The sequence below is a fragment of the Pseudomonas sp. DSV-1 genome (assembly GCF_035830915.1).
GTDB lineage: Bacteria > Pseudomonadota > Gammaproteobacteria > Pseudomonadales > Pseudomonadaceae > Aquipseudomonas.
Genome location: NZ_JAYMYG010000001.1, coordinates 3,312,081 through 3,329,497 on the forward strand (window position 1 = coordinate 3,312,081; position 17,417 = coordinate 3,329,497).

Below are 17,417 nucleotides of genomic sequence, written 5' to 3' on the forward strand. Positions count from 1 at the left end.
CTGGATACTGGAGCAGGGCTCCCACAACAAGCCCACTTCCACCCATCACTTTCGGCCACAATCCAGAAAACATTATTTGCTTTTTTTGTATACAAAAGCATAATTCATCTCGCCTGCATTCTTGACCAAAAAGTCAGAAAAATGCTGCGCGCCTCACCAGTGCCCTTAAAAACAATAAAAGCCTGAGGAAAAACCGTGGACAGCCAAAAGTCAGAAGTACCCGCCGTTGAACTTTCTCCCCCCTCCTCCCGCGGCTGGCTGGAGCGCCTGTTCAAACTGTCGCTGCATGGCACCACGGTCAGGACCGAGCTGATCGCCGGGCTGACCACCTTTATCACCATGGCCTACATCATCTTCGTCAACCCCAACATCATGGCCGACGCAGGCATTGATCACGGCGCAGCCTTTGTGGCGACCTGCATCGCCGCTGCCCTGGGCAGTCTGTTAATGGGGCTCTACGCCAACTGGCCAGTAGGCCTGGCGCCAGGCATGGGCCTGAATGCGTTCTTCACCTACACGGTGGTCGGGACGATGGGCTACAGCTGGGAGACCGCCCTGGGCGCGGTCTTTGTCTCTGGCGTACTGTTTCTGATTCTGACCCTGTCACGGGTGCGCGAATGGCTGCTCAACAGCATTCCTGCCAGCCTGCGTTATGCAATGGGTGCGGGGGTCGGTTTGTTTCTGGGGATCATCGGCCTGAAAACCTCGGGCATCATCGTCGATAGCCCGGCCACCCTGATCAAGCTCGGCTCCCTGCGCGACCCGGCGCCGCTGCTGGCCGCCGTGTGCTTTTTGATGATTGCGATTCTTAGCTACCACCGCGTGTTCGGCGCGATCCTGATCAGCATTATCGCCGTCACTCTCGCGGGCTGGGGCCTGGATCTGGTGCACTACAACGGCATCATGTCTGCGCCGCCAAGCCTGGCTCCGACCTGGATGGCGATGGACCTCAAGGGTGTGTTCAATATCAGCATGATCAGCGTGGTGCTGGCCTTCCTGTTTGTACACATGTTCGACACTGCCGGCACCTTGATGGGCGTGGCCCAGCGTGCCGGCCTGGTCAAGGCTGACGGCAAGATCGAAAACCTGTCCAGGGCACTCAAGGCTGACAGCGCCTCAAGCGTGTTCGGCGCCGTGGTTGGCGTGCCACCCGTGACCAGCTATGTCGAAAGCGCCGCAGGGGTCGCGGCAGGCGGTCGGACCGGGCTCACCGCCGTCACCGTGGGCGTGCTGTTTGTTGCCGCGATGTTCTTCGCCCCCCTGGCTGGCATGATCCCCGCTTATGCCACAGCAGGCGCCCTGATTTACGTCGCGATGCTGATGATGGGCGGCATGCAGCACATCAACTGGGACGAACCCACCGACTGCATCCCGGCCATTGTGACCATGATCATGATGCCAATGACCTTCTCGGTCGCCGACGGGATTGCCCTGGGCTTTATCAGCTATGTCGCACTCAAGGCAGGCACCGGTAAATACCGCGAAATTTCTGTCAGCCTGTGGGTGCTCTGCGCTATTTTCATCGCCAAGTTTATTTACCTGTAAACCGGGCGATATCAACCGGCCCCGCCAATGACGCGGGGTCTTTGTGCTATGGGAGGAAGTGATGAGTCTGGAAACCTGGCTGCTGTTCAGCAGCGCGGCATTGGTGGTAATCCTGATTCCGGGGCCTTTGTCGTTATTGATGATCAGCAACAGTTTGAACTACGGCTTGCGCCGTTCTTACCCGGCATTTCTGGGGGGTGTATTTGCCTCGATTTGCCTGCTCAGTGCTTCGGCACTGGGTTTGGGGGCTTTGTTGCTGGCCTCGGAAAAACTCTTCAGCGCCCTGAAAATCGTCGGCGCGCTGTATCTGTTTTATCTGGCCTGGCAAAGCTGGAAACAATCGCGCCAGCCGGCCACAGTCACCAACATGCCTGAAGCCGCACCAAAACCGCGCTTCAGCGCCCTGTTCGGGCGCGCGTTTGTACTGGGCGCCAGCAATCCGAAAGACATTTTGTTCTTTGCTGCCTTCCTTCCGCAGTTCCTCAACCCCGACCTGCCCTTCCTCAACCAGTTGCTGGTGATGATCGCCACCTGGACCGTACTCGACCTGCTGTGCAAGCTGGCCTACGGCCTTGGCGCCCATGGTGCGGCGGGTTATCTGCGCAGCGGCAAGGGCCAGAGCTGGTTCAACCGCATCAGCGCCGGGTTGTTTGGTGTAGCGGGAACGGCGTCACTGCTAAGCCGCTGATACAGCACCGCCTGTGTGGGAGCGGGCTTGCTCGCGATACAAGCGCCGCCGTGTTTCTGGATGAACGCGTCGATGCCATCGCGAGCAAGCCCGCCCCCACAAGTCATGTGTAGACAGGCAAAAAAAAGCCCGCAGTGTGAGCGGGCAAATAACCACATGCGCAGATCGATACCTTCTAGCTACCGCGATAGGTCGAGTAGCTGTACGGCGAAATCAGTAGCGGTACATGGTAGTGATCCTGCTCGGAACTGATCCCGAAACGCAGTACCACCACGTCCAGAAACGCCGGCTCCGGCAATTTCACACCCCGCGCGCGGTAGTAATCACCGGCACTGAACTGCACCTGGTAAACCCCCGAGCGGTACGTATCCCCCTCCAGCAACGGCGCGTCGCAGCGGCCATCGCTATTGGTCAGCGCTGTAGCGACCAACTCCAGCCCCGAACCTTCAACCCGATACAACTCGACCTTGATCGAGCTGCCCGGACAGCCATGTGCGGCATCCAAAACGTGCGTAGTCAAACGTCCCATAGATTGTGCGACCTCCCGAGTCGGTGAAAAAAATGGCCACTGCACCCCTTTGGCGCACCAAAAGCATCAGCGAGAACACGATTAAGACATTTATCAAAAAAATTGTACACAATTAAAAAGCACAATTTCAGCCAGCCCTTGAGCCGCACCGCCTGCACGGTATTTCCTGTCAAAGCCGCAGGGTTAGCAGACTTCTTATCCATAAGCTGACCAATCAGGCAGGTTTCTTGCAAGTACCTTTCAGGCGCGAAGCATGGTAGAAATAGAAAAAATCAGGGTTACAAATAGATTATAAAGTTGTATACAATCAAGCCATCGCAGTGACGCCAGGTCTGGCCAATCGACTGTTAACACAAACAATAAGGAAGACTGTAGTGAGCGCTGACTACCCACGCGACCTGATTGGTTACGGTCCAAACCCTCCGCACCCGCATTGGCCGGACAACGCCCGTATCGCCCTGTCTTTCGTACTCAACTACGAAGAAGGCGGCGAGCGCAACATTCTGCACGGCGACAAGGAATCTGAAGCGTTCCTGTCCGAAATGGTCTCGGCGCAGCCGTTGCAAGGCGAGCGCAACATGAGCATGGAGTCCTTGTACGAGTACGGCAGCCGCGCAGGCGTGTGGCGTGTACTCAAACTGTTTCGCGAGTTCGACATCCCGCTGACCATATTTGCCGTGGCGATGGCCGCCCAGCGCCACCCGGACGTGATCCGCGCCATGGTTGCTGCCGGGCATGAGATTTGCAGCCACGGGTATCGCTGGATCGACTACCAGTACATGGATGAAGCCCTTGAGCGTGAACACATGCTCGAAGCCATCCGCATCCTCACCGAAATCAGCGGTGAACGCCCCCTGGGCTGGTACACCGGCCGCACCGGCCCCAATACCCGGCGCCTGGTGATGGAAGAAGGCGGTTTCCTGTACGACTGCGACACCTATGACGACGACCTGCCCTACTGGGAGCCCAACAACCCTACCGGCAAGCCGCATCTGGTGATCCCTTACACCCTGGACACCAATGACATGCGCTTCACCCAGGTGCAGGGTTTCAATACCGGCGAGCAATTTTTCCAGTACCTCAAGGATGCTTTCGATGTGCTGTACGCCGAAGGCGCAGAGTCGCCGAAAATGCTATCCATCGGCCTGCATTGCCGCCTCATTGGCCGCCCTGCGCGTCTCGCCGCCCTCAAGCGTTTCATTGAATACGCCAAGGGTCATGAACAGGTCTGGTTCACCCGCCGCGTGGACATCGCCCGCCACTGGCACGCCACCCACCCTTTTGTTGCAGAGACCGCCAAATGAGCGCCTTCAAGACCCTCAAGCCTTCACAACTGAGCCGTGAAGCGTTCGTGGCAGCCTTTGCCGATATCTACGAGCACTCGCCCTGGGTCGCCGAAAAAGCCTGCGACCTGGGCCTGGACAGCAGCGTCGACACCATCGAAACCCTGCACCAGCGCATGAGTGACATTTTGTTGAGCGCCGATCACGCCAGCCAGCTGGCATTGATCAATGCTCACCCGGACCTGGCCGGCAAAGCAGCCGTCCAGGGCCAACTCACCGAAGCCAGCACCCATGAACAAGCTGGCGCCGGTATTCACCAATGCACGGCCGAAGAGTTTCAACGCTTCACCGAGCTGAACGAGGCCTATAAAGCCAAGTTCAAGTTTCCCTTCATCATGGCGGTAAAAGGCAGCGACCGGCACCAGATCCTCGCCGCGTTCGAGACCCGCATCCATAACCCGGCAGACGTCGAGTTCAAATGCGCGTTGGCAGAAATCAACAAGATTGCCCTGTTCCGATTACTCCAGCTCTAAGCCGAACCGGCACGTGCCGGTGACGCATCTCCAGCCACTTAATTAAAGGCAGACAAGAAGAATGAAAGCTTACGCCGTACCTTTCGAGAAGTTCGTCAACCTGGCCGATGCCCGCCTGGGCACCAAAATCGTTTCGGTCACCGATGACTGGTTCGCCGACGCCAACCGCCTGTTCCAGCCGACCCCGGCCGTATGGAAGGAGGGCGTTTTCGATGACAACGGCAAGTGGATGGACGGCTGGGAGTCCCGCCGCAAGCGCTTCGAAGGCTATGACAGCGCAGTGATCCGCCTGGGCGTTCCGGGCTCGATCAAGGGTGTGGACATCGACACCTCATTCTTCACCGGCAACTTTCCGCCGTCTGCCTCGCTGGAAGCCTGTTTCCTGGCCTCGGGCGAACCCAACGAAAACACCCAGTGGGTTGAAGTACTGTCGGCTGTCGAGCTGCAAGGCAACAGCCATCACTACCACGAAATCAGCAATGACCAGGCCTTCAGCCACCTGCGCTTCAACATCTACCCGGATGGCGGCGTAGCGCGTCTGCGCGTGTATGGCGTGCCGTTCCGTGACTGGTCGGCAGTGGGTGACAACGAGCAGATCGACCTGGCAGCCGCCCTCAACGGTGGCCGCGCCCTCGCCTGCTCCGACGAGCACTTCGGCCGCATGAGCAACATCCTCAACCCGGGCCGCGGCATCAACATGGGCGACGGTTGGGAAACCGCACGCCGCCGTACTCCGGGCAATGACTGGGTCATCGTGGCGCTGGGCCATGCAGGCGAGATTGAAAAAATCATCGTCGACACCCTGCACTTCAAAGGCAACTACCCCGACAGCTGCTCGATCCAGGGCGCGTTCGTCAAGGGCGGTACCGACAGCCAGATCGAAACCCAGTCGCTGTTCTGGCGTGAGCTGCTGCCGAGTCAAAAAATGGAAATGCACGCTGAGCACACCTACAGCGAGCAACTCAAAAACCTCGGCCCGATTACCCATATTCGCCTGAACCTGTTCCCGGACGGTGGTGTAAGCCGCATTCGCGTACTGGGCAAAGTAGCGAAGTAATGCTGAGCCTGTAGTCGCTGCCGCAGGCTGCGAAGGGTTGCGGAGCAACCCGTTATCTCACTCGCAGCCTGCGGCAGCGACAACAAAAGCAACACAATGACCTGACAGAAACCCGAATAAGAAGACCACCATGCGCACATTGATGATTGAACCGCTGACCAAAGAAGCCTTCGCCCCTTTCGGCGATGTGATTGAAAGCGATGGCAGCGACCACTTCATGATCAATAACGGTTCGACCATGCGCTTTCACCGTCTGGCAGAAGTCGAAACGGCTACGCCAGAAGACAAGGCGATCATCAGCATTTTCCGCGCCGAGGCGCAGGACATGCCATTTACCGTTCGCATGCTGGAGCGCCATCCGCTGGGCAGCCAGGCGTTTATACCGCTGCTCGGCAACCCCTTTCTGATCGTGGTCGCGCCACTTGGCGATGAACCTGTATCAGGCTTGGTCCGCGCCTTTGTCAGTAATGGCAGGCAGGGCATTAATTACCATCGCGGCGTTTGGCACCATCCGGTGCTGACGATCGAAAAGCGGGATGACTTCCTGGTGGTTGATCGCAGTGGCACAGGCAATAACTGCGATGAGCATTTCTTTAAAGAGGATCAGTTGCTGTTCCTCGCCCCCCACCAATAAGAGAAGGTCCAACACTCATAAAAGAGTGACGGGCAAGAGGTAAAGACTGTGGAAGCACATCTAATGGAATGGCTGAATCTGAGCGTGCGCTGGATTCATATGATCACTGGTGTGGCCTGGATCGGCGCATCGTTTTATTTCGTCTGGCTGGAGAACAATCTCAACCGTGCCAACCCCAAGGATGGCCTGGCAGGCGATCTATGGGCGATTCACGGCGGCGGCATTTACCACCTCGAAAAATACAAGCTGGCCCCACCCACCATGCCGGAAAACCTGCACTGGTTTAAATGGGAAGCCTATTTCACCTGGATGTCAGGCATCGCCCTGCTCTGCCTGGTCTTCTACTTCAACCCCGCGCTGTACCTGATTGCTCCCGGTAGCAGCCTGAGCGGTCCCGAAGCAGTGGCCATCGGGATCGGTTCGCTGATCGCCGGCTGGTTCGTTTACGACTTTCTCTGCGACTCCGCCCTGGGCAAGCGCCCGGCGTTGCTCGGTTTCGTCCTGTTTGTGTTGCTGGTTGCGGCAGCGTTCGGCCTGAGCAAGGTGTTCAGCGGGCGCGGTGCTTACCTGCATGTGGGCGCCATTATCGGCACCATCATGGTCGGTAACGTGTTCCGCACCATCATGCCCGCACAACGCGCTCTGGTAGCCGCGATCAAGGAAGGCCGCAGCCCCGATCCAGCCCTTCCGGCCAAAGGACTGCTGCGTTCGCGACACAACAACTACTTCACCTTGCCGGTGCTGTTCATCATGATCAGCAACCACTTCCCGAGCACCTATGGCAGCCAGTACAACTGGCTGATCCTGGCCGGGATTGCGGTGCTGGCGGTGTTGGTGCGTCATTACTTCAACACCCGTCACGACAGCCACAAATATGCCTGGACCTTGCCTGTGGCAGCGTTAGGCATGATCTGCCTGGCTTACGTCACCGGTCCAAAACCGGTATCGACCGCGCCCGAAACGGCCAAGGTCATCAAGTACCAGCCGCTTCCTGAAACCGCGCTGGGCGGCGTCAAAGCCGCGGATGCTCCGGCCCCGGTCACCGCACCCGCTGCCCCGGCAGCACCGGTGGCCACCGTCGATTTCGAGAAGGTCCATTCGGTGATCCAGGAACGCTGCACGGTCTGTCATTCCGCCACGCCTACCAGCCCGCTGTTCAGTGCAGCCCCGGCAGGCGTGATGTTCGACACCGCGCAGCAGATCAAGCTCATGGCTCCACGTATTCAGGCCCAGGCCGTCGCCACCCCGATCATGCCGCTGGGCAACATCACCCAGATGACCCAGCAGGAACGTGACCTGATTGGCGCCTGGATCAGTGCGGGAGCCCAGACCAACTGATGCACATACTTTGCGGGCGCAGCCTGGCTGAGCCCGCAAGTACACACCACTAGCTCACAACAATAAAAAATGACCGAGGTGTTGCATGTCCGATTTAACCGAACCGCGCATACCCGCCATAACCGCGCCGCCCCCGCTGGCGCGGCTACCCATGCTGCAACTGATCCTGGTCGGTTTGCAGCATGTGCTGCTGATGTATGGCGGCGCCGTGGCCGTGCCGCTGATCATCGGACAGGCCGCAGGCCTGAGTCGGGAAGAAATCGCCTTTTTGATCAACGCCGACCTGCTGGTGGCGGGTGTCGCCACCATCGTGCAATCGTTGGGGATCGGCCCCATGGGCATTCGCATGCCGGTCATGATGGGGGCCAGCTTTGCGGCCGTCGGCAGCATGGTGGCAATGGCCGGGATGCCGGGCATCGGCCTGACCGGGATCTTCGGCGCGACCATCGCCGCAGGCTTTTTCGGGATGATCATTGCGCCGTTCATGTCCAAGGTGGTTCGCTTCTTTCCACCCCTGGTCACCGGCACCGTGATTACATCGATCGGCCTGTCCCTGTTCCCCGTTGCGGTCAACTGGGCCGGTGGCGGCAGTGCTGCTGCGCAGTTCGGTTCCCCGACGTACCTGGCCATTGCGGCACTGGTGCTGGGAACCATCCTGCTGATCAACCGCTTCATGCGTGGCTTCTGGGTCAACATTTCGGTATTGATCGGCATGGCCCTGGGCTATGTCCTGTCAGGCGCCATTGGCATGGTCGACCTCTCCGGCCTGGACAACACCCCCTGGCTTCAGGTCGTCACGCCGCTGCACTTCGGCATGCCGGAATTTCATCTGGCCCCGATCCTCTCGATGTGCCTGGTGGTGGTGATCATTTTTGTCGAGTCCACCGGGATGTTCCTGGCACTGGGCAAAATCACCGACCAGGAAGTCACTCCACGCATGCTGCGTCGCGGCTTGCTGTGTGATGCCGGGGCGTCGTTCATTGCAGGTTTCTTCAACACCTTTACCCACTCCTCATTCGCCCAGAACATTGGTCTGGTACAGATGACCGGCGTGCGTTGCCGCTCGGTGACGATCATGGCCGGTGTCTTTCTGATCACCCTGAGCCTGCTGCCCAAGGCGGCGTATCTGGTGGCCTCGATTCCGCCTGCAGTTTTGGGTGGCGCCGCCATCGCCATGTTCGGCATGGTCGCGGCCACAGGCATCAAGATCCTCCAGGAAGCCGACATTGCCGACCGCCGCAATCAATTGCTGGTGGCCGTCAGCATCGGCATGGGCCTGATCCCGGTGGTACGCCCCGAGTTCTTCGCCCACCTGCCACTGTGGATGGACCCCATCACCCACAGCGGCATCGCCATGGCCGCCGTCAGCGCGGTATGCCTGAACCTGATGTTCAACGTACTGGGCGGCGCCGAGCGCGCAGCCATGAGCGGGCACGTGCATCAGCACTGACCTGTGGGAGCGGGCTTGCTCGCGATCGGATCACCGCGGTTTACCTGAACAACCGCAGTGCCTGAGTCGCGAGCAACCCCGCTCCCACAGATTTGCCAGCATCTGACACAAAACAATAATAAAAGGGAGTTATCCATGAACTGCAAACACTGGGGCGTCACGCTCGCGGGTGGGTTTCTGGCTGCCAGCCAGGCAATGGCGGGGGATCTGTTTCTGTGGCAAACCAACAGCCTGACTTACCTGTACGGCAAGAATTTCGCGATCAACCCTTCGATCCAGCAAACCGTCACTTTCGAACATGCCGACAAATGGAAATACGGCGACAACTTCCTGTTTGTCGACCGCATTTTCTACAACGGCAAGGATGACCCCAACAAAGGCCCGCACACCTACTACGGCGAGTTCAGCCCACGCCTGTCGTTCGGCAAGATCTTCGACCGCACGCTTGAGTACGGCCCGATCAAGGACGTGCTGCTGGCCATGACCTATGAGTACGGCGAAGGCGACAGCGAGGCGTATCTGATCGGCCCCGGCTTTGATCTGGCGGTGCCGGGCTTTAACTACTTCACCCTTAATTTCTATCGTCGTCATACCGAAGGGCCGCGCCCTGGTACCGGGGTTTGGCAGATCACCCCGTCGTTTTCCTACACCATCCCCATGGGCCGTTCCAACCTGCTGATCGACGGCTACATGGACTGGGTGGTGGACAATGACCAGAACTCACGCGGCACCTATCACGCCAACCTGCATTTCAACCCCCAGATCAAATATGACCTGGGCAAGGCCCTGAACCTGGGTGAAAAACAGCTGTATGTCGGTATTGAATACAGCTACTGGAAGGACAAGTACGGCATCGAAAGCAGCAGTCGCCTGGACACCAACCAGAACACCGCCAGCGCCCTGATCAAAGTCCACTTTTAAGTTAAAGACAGTGCACGCTCTGTTGTCCCTCACCCAGGGTGATAACAGAGCGCTTGAGTGCAAACGCCTGAGCCAGTATTCTCCGCGCCCGCTCGAACGCCAGTAATATTTAAAGTTGACTCAAGAGGCAACTTTAAACCTTTAAATCAAAGGCTTACTGACTGTTTTAAAGCACGGACCAAGGCGCCAATACAGAGCGCCACGTTCTCACTACTGCACGACTTTTTACTTTTTTGGAGCTAACCGAATGAAGCGCACTCTTACCAGCCTGATGCTTGCGGGGAGCATGTTGGGCGGGGCTCCGGCAGTCGCCGGCGACCTGCTGCAATGGCAAACCAACAGCCTGACTTACTTGTATGGCAAGGACTTCCAGGTCAATCCAAAGATTCAGCAAACCCTCACCTTCGAGCATGCTGACAGCTGGAAGTACGGCGATAACTTCTTCTTCCTCGACCGCATTTTCTACAACGGCAAAGAAGACGGTAACGTTGGCCCGAACACCTATTACGGCGAGTTCACGCCTCGTTTGTCGTTCGGCAAAATCTTCGACCAGAAGTTTGAATTTGGCCCGATCAAAGACGTGCTGCTGGCCATGACTTACGAGTTTGGCGAAGGCGACACCGAGGCCTACCTGATCGGCCCGGGTTTCGACCTGAACGTGCCGGGCTTTGACTACTTCCAGTTGAACTTCTACCAGCGCTTCCCTGAAGGCAACCGTGCTGGCAAAGGCGTCTGGCAGATCACCCCGGTGTGGTCCTACACCCTGCCCCTGGGCAATTCCGATGTGCTGATCGACGGCTACATGGACTGGGTGGTGGACAACGACCAGAACTCACGCGGCACCTACCACGCCAACCTGCACTTCAACCCGCAGATCAAATATGACCTGGGCAAGGCATTGAGCTGGGGCGCCAAGCAGTTGTACGTCGGCGTTGAATACGACTACTGGAAAAACAAGTACGGCATCGAAGACAGCGGTTCATTCAAAACCAACCAGGACACTGCGAGCCTGCTGGTCAAGTACCACTTCTGATGCGCGAGCCCTGGGCGCCTTATCGCGCCTGGGGCACCTGCAACAAACCCCGCAGCATAAGGTCCAGACTGTCCAGCGCAGCCGCCAGACGCTGCGGCGGGTTGTCGGCCTCGGCAATCCAGAACGACGCATCCATCAAGCCGCCCTGAATCAGGCGCGCCAACGCCTCGGGGTCGGTGCGTTGAATCACGTGTGTATCCATCAAGCCCTGCAGCATCGCCGCCATCGACAGACAGCACACTGACTGAGTGTTCTGCACGTATTGCGAGCCCAGCACCGAAGGCGCATCCCGCAACAAAATACGCTGCACTTCGATTTGCAGAGCCATCTCCAGATACAGCCGGCACTGATCCTGAAACCCTTGCCACTGGCTGTCGGCTTGCTCAAGAACTTGAGCCAGTTGCGCATCCAGCTCGGCATCGATTTGCTGGGCCACCGCCTGAAACAAACCCTTCTTGTCACCGAAATGGTGATACAGCGCGCCGCGCGTCAAGCCCACCGAAGCCGTCAACTCATCCATCGAGGTCTGGGCGTAGCCCACCGAACCAAAGGCCAGCCGTGCAGCTTCAAGCAGCTTGCCACGGGTTTCTTCGATCATTTGCGACCGCGCTTTGGGCGCCATGCCTGCCACCTTTAATTTTGGATACACGACGTATGTTAATTGACATACGCCATGTATGCGTATATTTCTACATACGCCGCGTATGTAGCATTCACGAAAATATGTAGTCGCTGCCGCAGGCTGCGAAGGGAGCCGCGGAGCGTTTTGGAAAACGGGTTGCAGAGCAACCCTTCGCAGCCTGCGGCAGCGACTACAGAATCAAAGTGTGTCCACCCAATGTTCCGGAGCTTGTATGGCTAACCCTTATCGCGAGATTTTCAGCGCCCCCGGCACCAAGGCTTTCAGCGGCGCGGGCCTGATCGCACGGATGCCGATATCCATGGTCGGCATCGGTATCATCACCATGCTTGCACAGTTGCAGGGCTCCTATTGGCTGGCCGGTGGCGTGGCCGCCACCTTTGCCCTGGCCACTGCCCTGCTGGCACCGCAGATCTCACGCTGGGTCGACCGCTACGGCCAGAGCCGTATCCTGCCAGGCGTCACCGCCATTGGCGTCAGCGGCCTGCTGGCCCTGCTGCTGTGCAGCCACTTTGGCGCGCCGGACTGGACGCTGTTTGTGTTCGCCGCACTGTCGGGCTGCATGCCCAGCATGTCGGCGATGGTCCGGGCACGCTGGACCGAGCTGTACCGCGGCTCGCCCAAATTGCACACCGCGTTTTCATTCGAGTCGGTACTCGATGAGGTCAGCTTCATTATCGGCCCGCCGATTTCCGTAGGCCTGAGCGTCGCCCTGTTCCCCCAGGCCGGGCCACTGGCGGCAGCCATCCTGCTGGCCATTGGCGTCAGCGTGTTTGTGCTGCAACGCAAAACCGAACCGCCGGTACATCCGCGCAGCAACGAACACGGTGGCAGCGTACTGCGCCAGGGCGCCGTGGTGATCCTGCTGCTGGCCTTGCTTGGGCTGGGGACGATTGTGGGCACAGTGGACGTGGTCAGCGTGGCCTTTGCCCAGCAACAGGGCCAGCCTGCGGCTGCCAGCATCGTACTGTCGATGTACGCCTTCGGTTCCTGTGTCGCCGGGCTGATCTTCGGCACGCTCAAACTGAACATGCCGCTGCCCAAACTGTTTGTGCTGGGGGCACTGGCCACATCGGTCACGATGGTGCCACTGATGTGGGTCGACAGCGTCGCCACGCTGGCCGTGGGGATGCTGGTCGCCGGGCTGTTTTTTGCGCCAACCCTGATCACCGCCATGGGCCTGGTGGAAAACATCGTACCGCCCGCCAAACTGACCGAGGGCCTGACCTGGATGATTACCGGCCTGGGCATGGGGGTTGCCCTTGGCGCCGTCCTGGGTGGCTGGGTGGTGGACGCTTACGGCGCCCAGGCGGGCTTTACCGTGTCCCTGGCTGCCGGTGGCGTGATGGTGCTGTTCGCCGTGCTCGGCTACCGCCTGCTGCAGGACAGCACCGTACCCCGCGCCATAGCGGCCTAGCCTTTGACCGTGCGCCAGACCTTGCTCACACCAGACACCACCGCCAGCACCACTGCGCCGGCAATAATGCCGGCCACGGCGTTGAGCAAGGTCGGCACGATTGCCGAGACCACGCCCAGCCATTGCGCGCTGCCTTGCGCCACGCCTTCAACCCAGTGATGCAGCGCCGGCACGCCATGGGTCAGGATGCCGCCGCCGACCATAAACATCGCCGCCGTGCCGATCACTGTCAGGCTTTTCATCATGTAAGGCGCAGCGCTCAACACGCCGCGGCCAAAACTGCGCTGGAACCGTGGCCATGCACCGTCGCCGGTTTTTTTGCTCAAGTACAAGCCACCATCGTCGAGCTTGACGATACCGCCCACCACGCCATAGACGCCGATCGTCATCACAATCGCGATCCCCGACAACACCACCACTTGCTGCATCAGCGGTGACTCGGAGACGATTCCCAGGGTGATGGCAATGATTTCGGCCGACAGAATGAAGTCCGTGCGCACTGCGCCCTTGACCTTGTCCTTTTCAAACGCCGCCAGGTCGACTTCAGCGCCGGCCATCGACTCTTGCAATGCCTGGCGCTGGTTTTGGGCGTCAGCCTTGCTGTGTGTGAGGCTATGGGCAACCTTCTCAAAACCCTCAAAACACAGATATGCACCGCCCACCATCAACAACGGTGTCACCGCCCACGGCGCAAATGCGCTGATGGCCAGTGCTGCGGGCACCAGGATCAGCTTATTGCGAAACGAGCCCTTGGCCACGGCCCACACCACCGGCAACTCCCGGTCGGCCCGCACGCCCGAGACCTGCTGGGCGTTGAGTGCCAGATCGTCGCCCAGCACCCCGGCGGTTTTTTTGGCGGCCACTTTAGTCATCAGTGCGACGTCATCGAGCACGGCGGCAATATCGTCGAGCAACATCAGCAAGCTACTGCCAGCCATAGAAAAACGTCCTTTGGGATTGAATGGCCACAAGCATAGCGCGTGACAGCCCGAAAGCTGCAATCTTGAGCCACTTACAAGCCCGGTGCTACCATGCCCGACCGCCCCAGAAGGCAAGGACATATCGGGTTTATGAGCAGTATCCGCGAGCGTAATAAAGAACTGATTTTGCGTGCCGCCAGCGAAGAGTTCGCTGACAAGGGTTTCGCCGCCAGCAAAACCAGCGACATCGCGGCCAAGGCAGGCGTGCCCAAGCCCAACGTCTACTACTACTTCAAATCCAAGGAAAACCTCTATCGCGAGGTACTTGAGAGCATTATCGACCCGATTCTGCGGGCTTCGACACCGTTCAATGCCGATGGCGAACCGAACGAAGTGCTGAGCAATTACATCCGCTCAAAAATCCTCATTTCCCGCGACTTGCCGTTTGCCTCCAAGGTGTTTGCCAGCGAGATCATGCACGGCGCCCCGCACCTGAGCGAAAAACAGGTCGAACAGCTCAACGTCCAGGCCAAGCACAACATCGACTGCATCCAGATCTGGATCGACCGTGGCCAGATAGCCCCGATCGACCCCCATCACCTGATGTTCAGCATCTGGGCGGCGACCCAGACCTACGCCGATTTTGACTGGCAGATCACCGCCATCACCGGCAAGGCCAAACTCGAAGACAGCGACTACGAAGCCGCGACCCAGACCATCATCCGGCTGGTGCTCAAGGGTTGTACTCCAGACTGAGCCCCTCTTAGAAACCTGTGGGAGCGGGCTTGCTCGCGATGGCATCACCGCGCACTCCTGAGGGACCGCGCCGTTTGCATCGCGAGCAAGCCCGCTCCCACAAGGCCCGCCCCGCCCCCCCCTCAATACGGTCTCTGCGTTTAGACCACCACCCCCGCATCCGCCCGCAAGCCCAGCGCTTCCACTGCACTGATCGCGCACTGCTCGTCGATATCCGAGGTGTCGCCGCTGATGCCGATCGCGCCGACCACTTGCCCCGATTGATCACGGATCAACACCCCACCAGGCGCCGGTACGACGTCGCTCTGCCCCATCCCGTTAAGGGCGGCATAAAACGCCGGGCGCTGCTGTGCGTCCAGCGCCAGCAAACGCGAACCCTTGCCCAGGGCAATCGCGCCCCAGGCTTTGCCAATCGCGATGCTGGGACGCAACAGGCTGGCGCCATCCTCGCGCTGCAGCGCCAACAGATGTCCGCCACTGTCGAGCACCGCCACCGTTAACGGTGCCGCGCTGATCTGGCGCCCCGTGCTCAAGGCCTGAGCAGTAAGGTCTAAAGCGACTTTCAAGGTTAAAGCACTCATGGTTGCCGTCCTTATCTTGTTATGGAAAGCCTTTCGCGCGCCGTTTCAAGGCGCATTCAATGCAGACAATAGAACACAATATAAAATTGTTTTGTATACAATTTTAATGAGCCATTCATTTAAAAAATACCGGCAGTGCCTGAATACAGGGACTGGGACTCATCAGTCACAGATTCAACAAAAGCCATTGACCTGCACCGCGGAGGATGAATACACTCGCTCAACAGCCACTTGTATACAATTACAAAACGTAAGAGGCACAAAACAATGAGCAAAATGAGAGCAATCGAAGCCGCCGTTCTGGTGATGCGTCGCGAAGGTGTCGATACCGCGTTCGGTATCCCGGGTGCCGCAATCAACCCGTTGTACTCGGCCCTGCAAAAGGTCGGTGGCATCGATCACGTCCTTGCTCGCCACGTGGAAGGCGCCTCGCACATGGCCGAGGGCTACACCCGTACCAAGGCCGGCAATATCGGCGTGTGCATCGGCACTTCGGGCCCGGCAGGCACCGACATGGTGACGGGCCTTTACAGCGCTTCGGCCGACTCGATCCCGATTCTGTGCATCACCGGCCAGGCACCACGGGCGCGGATGCATAAAGAAGACTTCCAGGCAGTCGATATCACCACCATCGTCAAACCCGTCACCAAGTGGTCGACCACCGTGATGGAACCTGGCCAGGTGCCTTACGCCTTCCAGAAAGCCTTTTACGAAATGCGCTCCGGGCGTCCAGGCCCGGTGCTGATCGACCTGCCGTTCGATGTACAAATGGCCGAGATCGAATTCGACATCGATGCCTACGAACCGCTGCCACTGGCCAAGCCGTCGGCGACCCGGTTGCAGGCTGAAAAAGTCCTGGCCCTGCTCGATCAGGCCGAACGCCCGCTGCTGGTCAGTGGCGGGGGCGTCATCAACGCCGACGCCAGTGAGTTGCTGGTGGAATTCGCCGAGTTGACCGGCATCCCGGTCATCCCGACCCTGATGGGCTGGGGCACGATTGCCGACGATCACCCGCTGATGGTGGGCATGGTCGGCCTGCAGACGTCCCACCGCTACGGCAACGCCACCCTGCTCAAGTCCGACGTGGTACTGGGCATCGGCAACCGTTGGGCCAACCGTCATACCGGTTCGGTTGACGTTTACACCGAGGGTCGCAAGTTCATACACGTTGATATCGAGCCAACTCAGATCGGCCGCGTGTTCAACCCGGATCTGGGCATCGTTTCCGACGCAGGTTCCGCGCTCAAGGTATTCCTCGAAGTGGCCCGCGAATGGAAGGCCGCCGGCAAGCTGAAAAACCGCAGCGCCTGGCTGCAAGACTGCCAGCAACGCAAGGCCACGCTGCACCGCAAGACTCACTTCGACAACGTGCCGGTCAAACCCCAGCGCGTGTACGAAGAGATGAACCAGGTATTCGGCAAAGACACGTGCTACGTCAGCACCATCGGTTTGTCGCAGATTGCCGGTGCGCAGTTCCTGCACGTTTACAAGCCGCGTCACTGGATCAACTGCGGTCAGGCCGGCCCTCTGGGCTGGACCATTCCTGCGGCGCTGGGCGTGGTCAAGGCCGACCCCGACCGTAATGTCGTGGCGCTGTCCGGCGACTATGACTTCCAGTTCATGATCGAAGAACTGGCCGTGGGCGCACAGTTCAACCTGCCGTATATCCACGTCGTGGTGAACAACTCCTACCTTGGGCTGATTCGTCAGGCGCAACGCGGGTTTGAAATGGACTACTGCGTTCAGTTGGCTTTCGACAACCTCAACGCACCCGAACTCAACGGCTATGGCGTTGACCACGTTGCCGTCGTTCAAGGTCTGGGCTGCAAGGCCTTGCGTGTGTTCGAACCGAGTGAAATCCAGCCTGCACTGCGCAAGGCCCAGGAGCTGATCAAGGAGTTCCGCGTACCCGTGATGGTGGAAATCATCCTGGAGCGCGTGACCAATATCTCGATGGGCACCGAAATCAACGCCGTGAACGAATTTGAAGACCTGGCGCTGGTGGGCAACGATGCACCGACCGCCATTTCGATGCTGGATTAATTGACGGCCCCTCTCTTTAAAGGAGAGGGGCCACCTATTTGCAGGAGTT

The 17,417-nt window shown here is 58.9% G+C and carries 17 protein-coding genes; 13 read left to right on the plus strand and 4 right to left on the minus strand.

Going from position 1 to position 17,417, the window contains the following annotated elements; all coding sequences use genetic code 11:
- The first annotated feature begins 195 nt into the window (after positions 1 to 195).
- Positions 196 to 1,545, plus strand: coding sequence for an NCS2 family permease (locus VSQ83_RS15525; protein WP_219261035.1), 1,350 nt, complete (start codon positions 196 to 198; stop codon positions 1,543 to 1,545).
- Between the two features lie 61 nt (positions 1,546 to 1,606).
- Positions 1,607 to 2,233, plus strand: coding sequence for a LysE family translocator (locus VSQ83_RS15530; RefSeq protein ID WP_326427169.1), 627 nt, complete (start codon positions 1,607 to 1,609; stop codon positions 2,231 to 2,233).
- A gap of 175 nt (positions 2,234 to 2,408) precedes the next feature.
- On the opposite strand, the gene uraH is transcribed toward VSQ83_RS15530, so the two are convergent.
- The gene (gene uraH / locus VSQ83_RS15535; RefSeq protein ID WP_133076062.1) at positions 2,409 to 2,762 is read right to left on the minus strand and encodes a hydroxyisourate hydrolase; all 354 of its coding nucleotides are present in this window, start codon (positions 2,760 to 2,762) and stop codon (positions 2,409 to 2,411) included.
- A 374-nt stretch (positions 2,763 to 3,136) separates the two neighbouring features.
- Between uraH and puuE the strand changes: the two genes are divergently transcribed.
- The 8 genes from puuE (at position 3,137) to VSQ83_RS15575 (ending at position 11,011) form a co-directional block, all read left to right on the plus strand.
- Entirely contained in the window at positions 3,137 to 4,066 is a 930-nt protein-coding gene (puuE, locus tag VSQ83_RS15540) for an allantoinase PuuE (RefSeq protein WP_133076061.1), read from the plus strand.
- Entirely contained in the window at positions 4,063 to 4,578 is a 516-nt protein-coding gene (gene uraD, locus VSQ83_RS15545) for a 2-oxo-4-hydroxy-4-carboxy-5-ureidoimidazoline decarboxylase (RefSeq protein WP_133076060.1), read from the plus strand. The genes puuE and uraD overlap by 4 nt, the downstream gene beginning before the upstream one ends.
- Before the next feature lie 61 nt (positions 4,579 to 4,639).
- Entirely contained in the window at positions 4,640 to 5,635 is a 996-nt protein-coding gene (gene alc / locus VSQ83_RS15550; RefSeq protein WP_019826615.1) for an allantoicase, read from the plus strand.
- 130 nt (positions 5,636 to 5,765) lie between these two features.
- On the plus strand, positions 5,766 to 6,269 hold the full coding sequence (locus VSQ83_RS15555; protein ID WP_326427170.1) for an ureidoglycolate lyase: 504 nt from the start codon (positions 5,766 to 5,768) through the stop codon (positions 6,267 to 6,269).
- Positions 6,270 to 6,317: 48 nt separating this feature from the next.
- Positions 6,318 to 7,607, plus strand: coding sequence for a urate hydroxylase PuuD (locus tag VSQ83_RS15560; protein WP_133076058.1), 1,290 nt, complete (start codon positions 6,318 to 6,320; stop codon positions 7,605 to 7,607).
- Positions 7,608 to 7,692: 85 nt separating this feature from the next.
- Positions 7,693 to 9,057, plus strand: a complete 1,365-nt coding sequence (locus VSQ83_RS15565; protein ID WP_133076057.1) for a nucleobase:cation symporter-2 family protein — start codon at positions 7,693 to 7,695, stop codon at positions 9,055 to 9,057.
- Between the two features lie 135 nt (positions 9,058 to 9,192).
- The gene (locus VSQ83_RS15570; RefSeq protein ID WP_133076056.1) at positions 9,193 to 9,978 is read left to right on the plus strand and encodes an outer membrane protein OmpK; all 786 of its coding nucleotides are present in this window, start codon (positions 9,193 to 9,195) and stop codon (positions 9,976 to 9,978) included.
- Between the two features lie 247 nt (positions 9,979 to 10,225).
- Positions 10,226 to 11,011, plus strand: coding sequence for an outer membrane protein OmpK (locus VSQ83_RS15575; RefSeq protein WP_133076055.1), 786 nt, complete (start codon positions 10,226 to 10,228; stop codon positions 11,009 to 11,011).
- A gap of 19 nt (positions 11,012 to 11,030) precedes the next feature.
- Here the strand turns inward: VSQ83_RS15575 and VSQ83_RS15580 are convergent, their stop codons facing one another.
- Complete coding sequence (locus VSQ83_RS15580; RefSeq protein WP_133076054.1) at positions 11,031 to 11,633, minus strand: TetR/AcrR family transcriptional regulator; 603 nt, start codon at positions 11,631 to 11,633, stop codon at positions 11,031 to 11,033.
- Between the two features lie 232 nt (positions 11,634 to 11,865).
- Here VSQ83_RS15580 and VSQ83_RS15585 point away from each other — a divergent pair, with 232 nt between their 5' ends.
- Positions 11,866 to 13,068 carry an MFS transporter gene (locus tag VSQ83_RS15585; protein WP_133076053.1) on the plus strand — a complete coding sequence of 401 codons (1,203 nt, stop codon included), beginning with the start codon at positions 11,866 to 11,868 and terminating at the stop codon, positions 13,066 to 13,068.
- On the opposite strand, the gene VSQ83_RS15590 is transcribed toward VSQ83_RS15585, so the two are convergent.
- Positions 13,065 to 14,006 (minus strand): DUF808 domain-containing protein, encoded by a 942-nt coding sequence (locus VSQ83_RS15590; RefSeq protein ID WP_326427171.1) that lies wholly within the window; start codon positions 14,004 to 14,006, stop codon positions 13,065 to 13,067. The genes VSQ83_RS15585 and VSQ83_RS15590 overlap by 4 nt on opposite strands.
- Positions 14,007 to 14,138: 132 nt before the next feature.
- Between VSQ83_RS15590 and VSQ83_RS15595 the strand changes: the two genes are divergently transcribed.
- Positions 14,139 to 14,744, plus strand: a complete 606-nt coding sequence (locus VSQ83_RS15595) for a TetR/AcrR family transcriptional regulator (RefSeq protein WP_219261031.1) — start codon at positions 14,139 to 14,141, stop codon at positions 14,742 to 14,744.
- A gap of 140 nt (positions 14,745 to 14,884) precedes the next feature.
- Here VSQ83_RS15595 and VSQ83_RS15600 read toward each other — a convergent pair whose 3' ends face one another.
- The gene (locus VSQ83_RS15600) at positions 14,885 to 15,325 is read right to left on the minus strand and encodes a GlcG/HbpS family heme-binding protein (protein WP_048360808.1); all 441 of its coding nucleotides are present in this window, start codon (positions 15,323 to 15,325) and stop codon (positions 14,885 to 14,887) included.
- Between the two features lie 267 nt (positions 15,326 to 15,592).
- Here VSQ83_RS15600 and gcl point away from each other — a divergent pair, with 267 nt between their 5' ends.
- Positions 15,593 to 17,368 (plus strand): glyoxylate carboligase, encoded by a 1,776-nt coding sequence (gcl, locus tag VSQ83_RS15605; protein ID WP_326397663.1) that lies wholly within the window; start codon positions 15,593 to 15,595, stop codon positions 17,366 to 17,368.
- Positions 17,369 to 17,417 lie beyond the last annotated feature (49 nt).

Coding starts and splice junctions, on each gene's coding strand:
- VSQ83_RS15530 (WP_326427169.1), top strand. CDS start 1,607: ATGAGTCTGGAAACCTGGCTGCTGTTCAGCAGCGCGGCATTGGTGGTA.
- uraH (WP_133076062.1), bottom strand. CDS start 2,762: ATGGGACGTTTGACTACGCACGTTTTGGATGCCGCACATGGCTGTCCG.
- uraD (WP_133076060.1), top strand. CDS start 4,063: ATGAGCGCCTTCAAGACCCTCAAGCCTTCACAACTGAGCCGTGAAGCG.
- alc (WP_019826615.1), top strand. CDS start 4,640: ATGAAAGCTTACGCCGTACCTTTCGAGAAGTTCGTCAACCTGGCCGAT.
- VSQ83_RS15555 (WP_326427170.1), top strand. CDS start 5,766: ATGCGCACATTGATGATTGAACCGCTGACCAAAGAAGCCTTCGCCCCT.
- VSQ83_RS15565 (WP_133076057.1), top strand. CDS start 7,693: ATGTCCGATTTAACCGAACCGCGCATACCCGCCATAACCGCGCCGCCC.
- VSQ83_RS15570 (WP_133076056.1), top strand. CDS start 9,193: ATGAACTGCAAACACTGGGGCGTCACGCTCGCGGGTGGGTTTCTGGCT.
- VSQ83_RS15575 (WP_133076055.1), top strand. CDS start 10,226: ATGAAGCGCACTCTTACCAGCCTGATGCTTGCGGGGAGCATGTTGGGC.
- VSQ83_RS15580 (WP_133076054.1), bottom strand. CDS start 11,633: ATGGCGCCCAAAGCGCGGTCGCAAATGATCGAAGAAACCCGTGGCAAG.
- VSQ83_RS15585 (WP_133076053.1), top strand. CDS start 11,866: ATGGCTAACCCTTATCGCGAGATTTTCAGCGCCCCCGGCACCAAGGCT.
- VSQ83_RS15590 (WP_326427171.1), bottom strand. CDS start 14,006: ATGGCTGGCAGTAGCTTGCTGATGTTGCTCGACGATATTGCCGCCGTG.
- VSQ83_RS15595 (WP_219261031.1), top strand. CDS start 14,139: ATGAGCAGTATCCGCGAGCGTAATAAAGAACTGATTTTGCGTGCCGCC.
- VSQ83_RS15600 (WP_048360808.1), bottom strand. CDS start 15,325: ATGAGTGCTTTAACCTTGAAAGTCGCTTTAGACCTTACTGCTCAGGCC.
- gcl (WP_326397663.1), top strand. CDS start 15,593: ATGAGCAAAATGAGAGCAATCGAAGCCGCCGTTCTGGTGATGCGTCGC.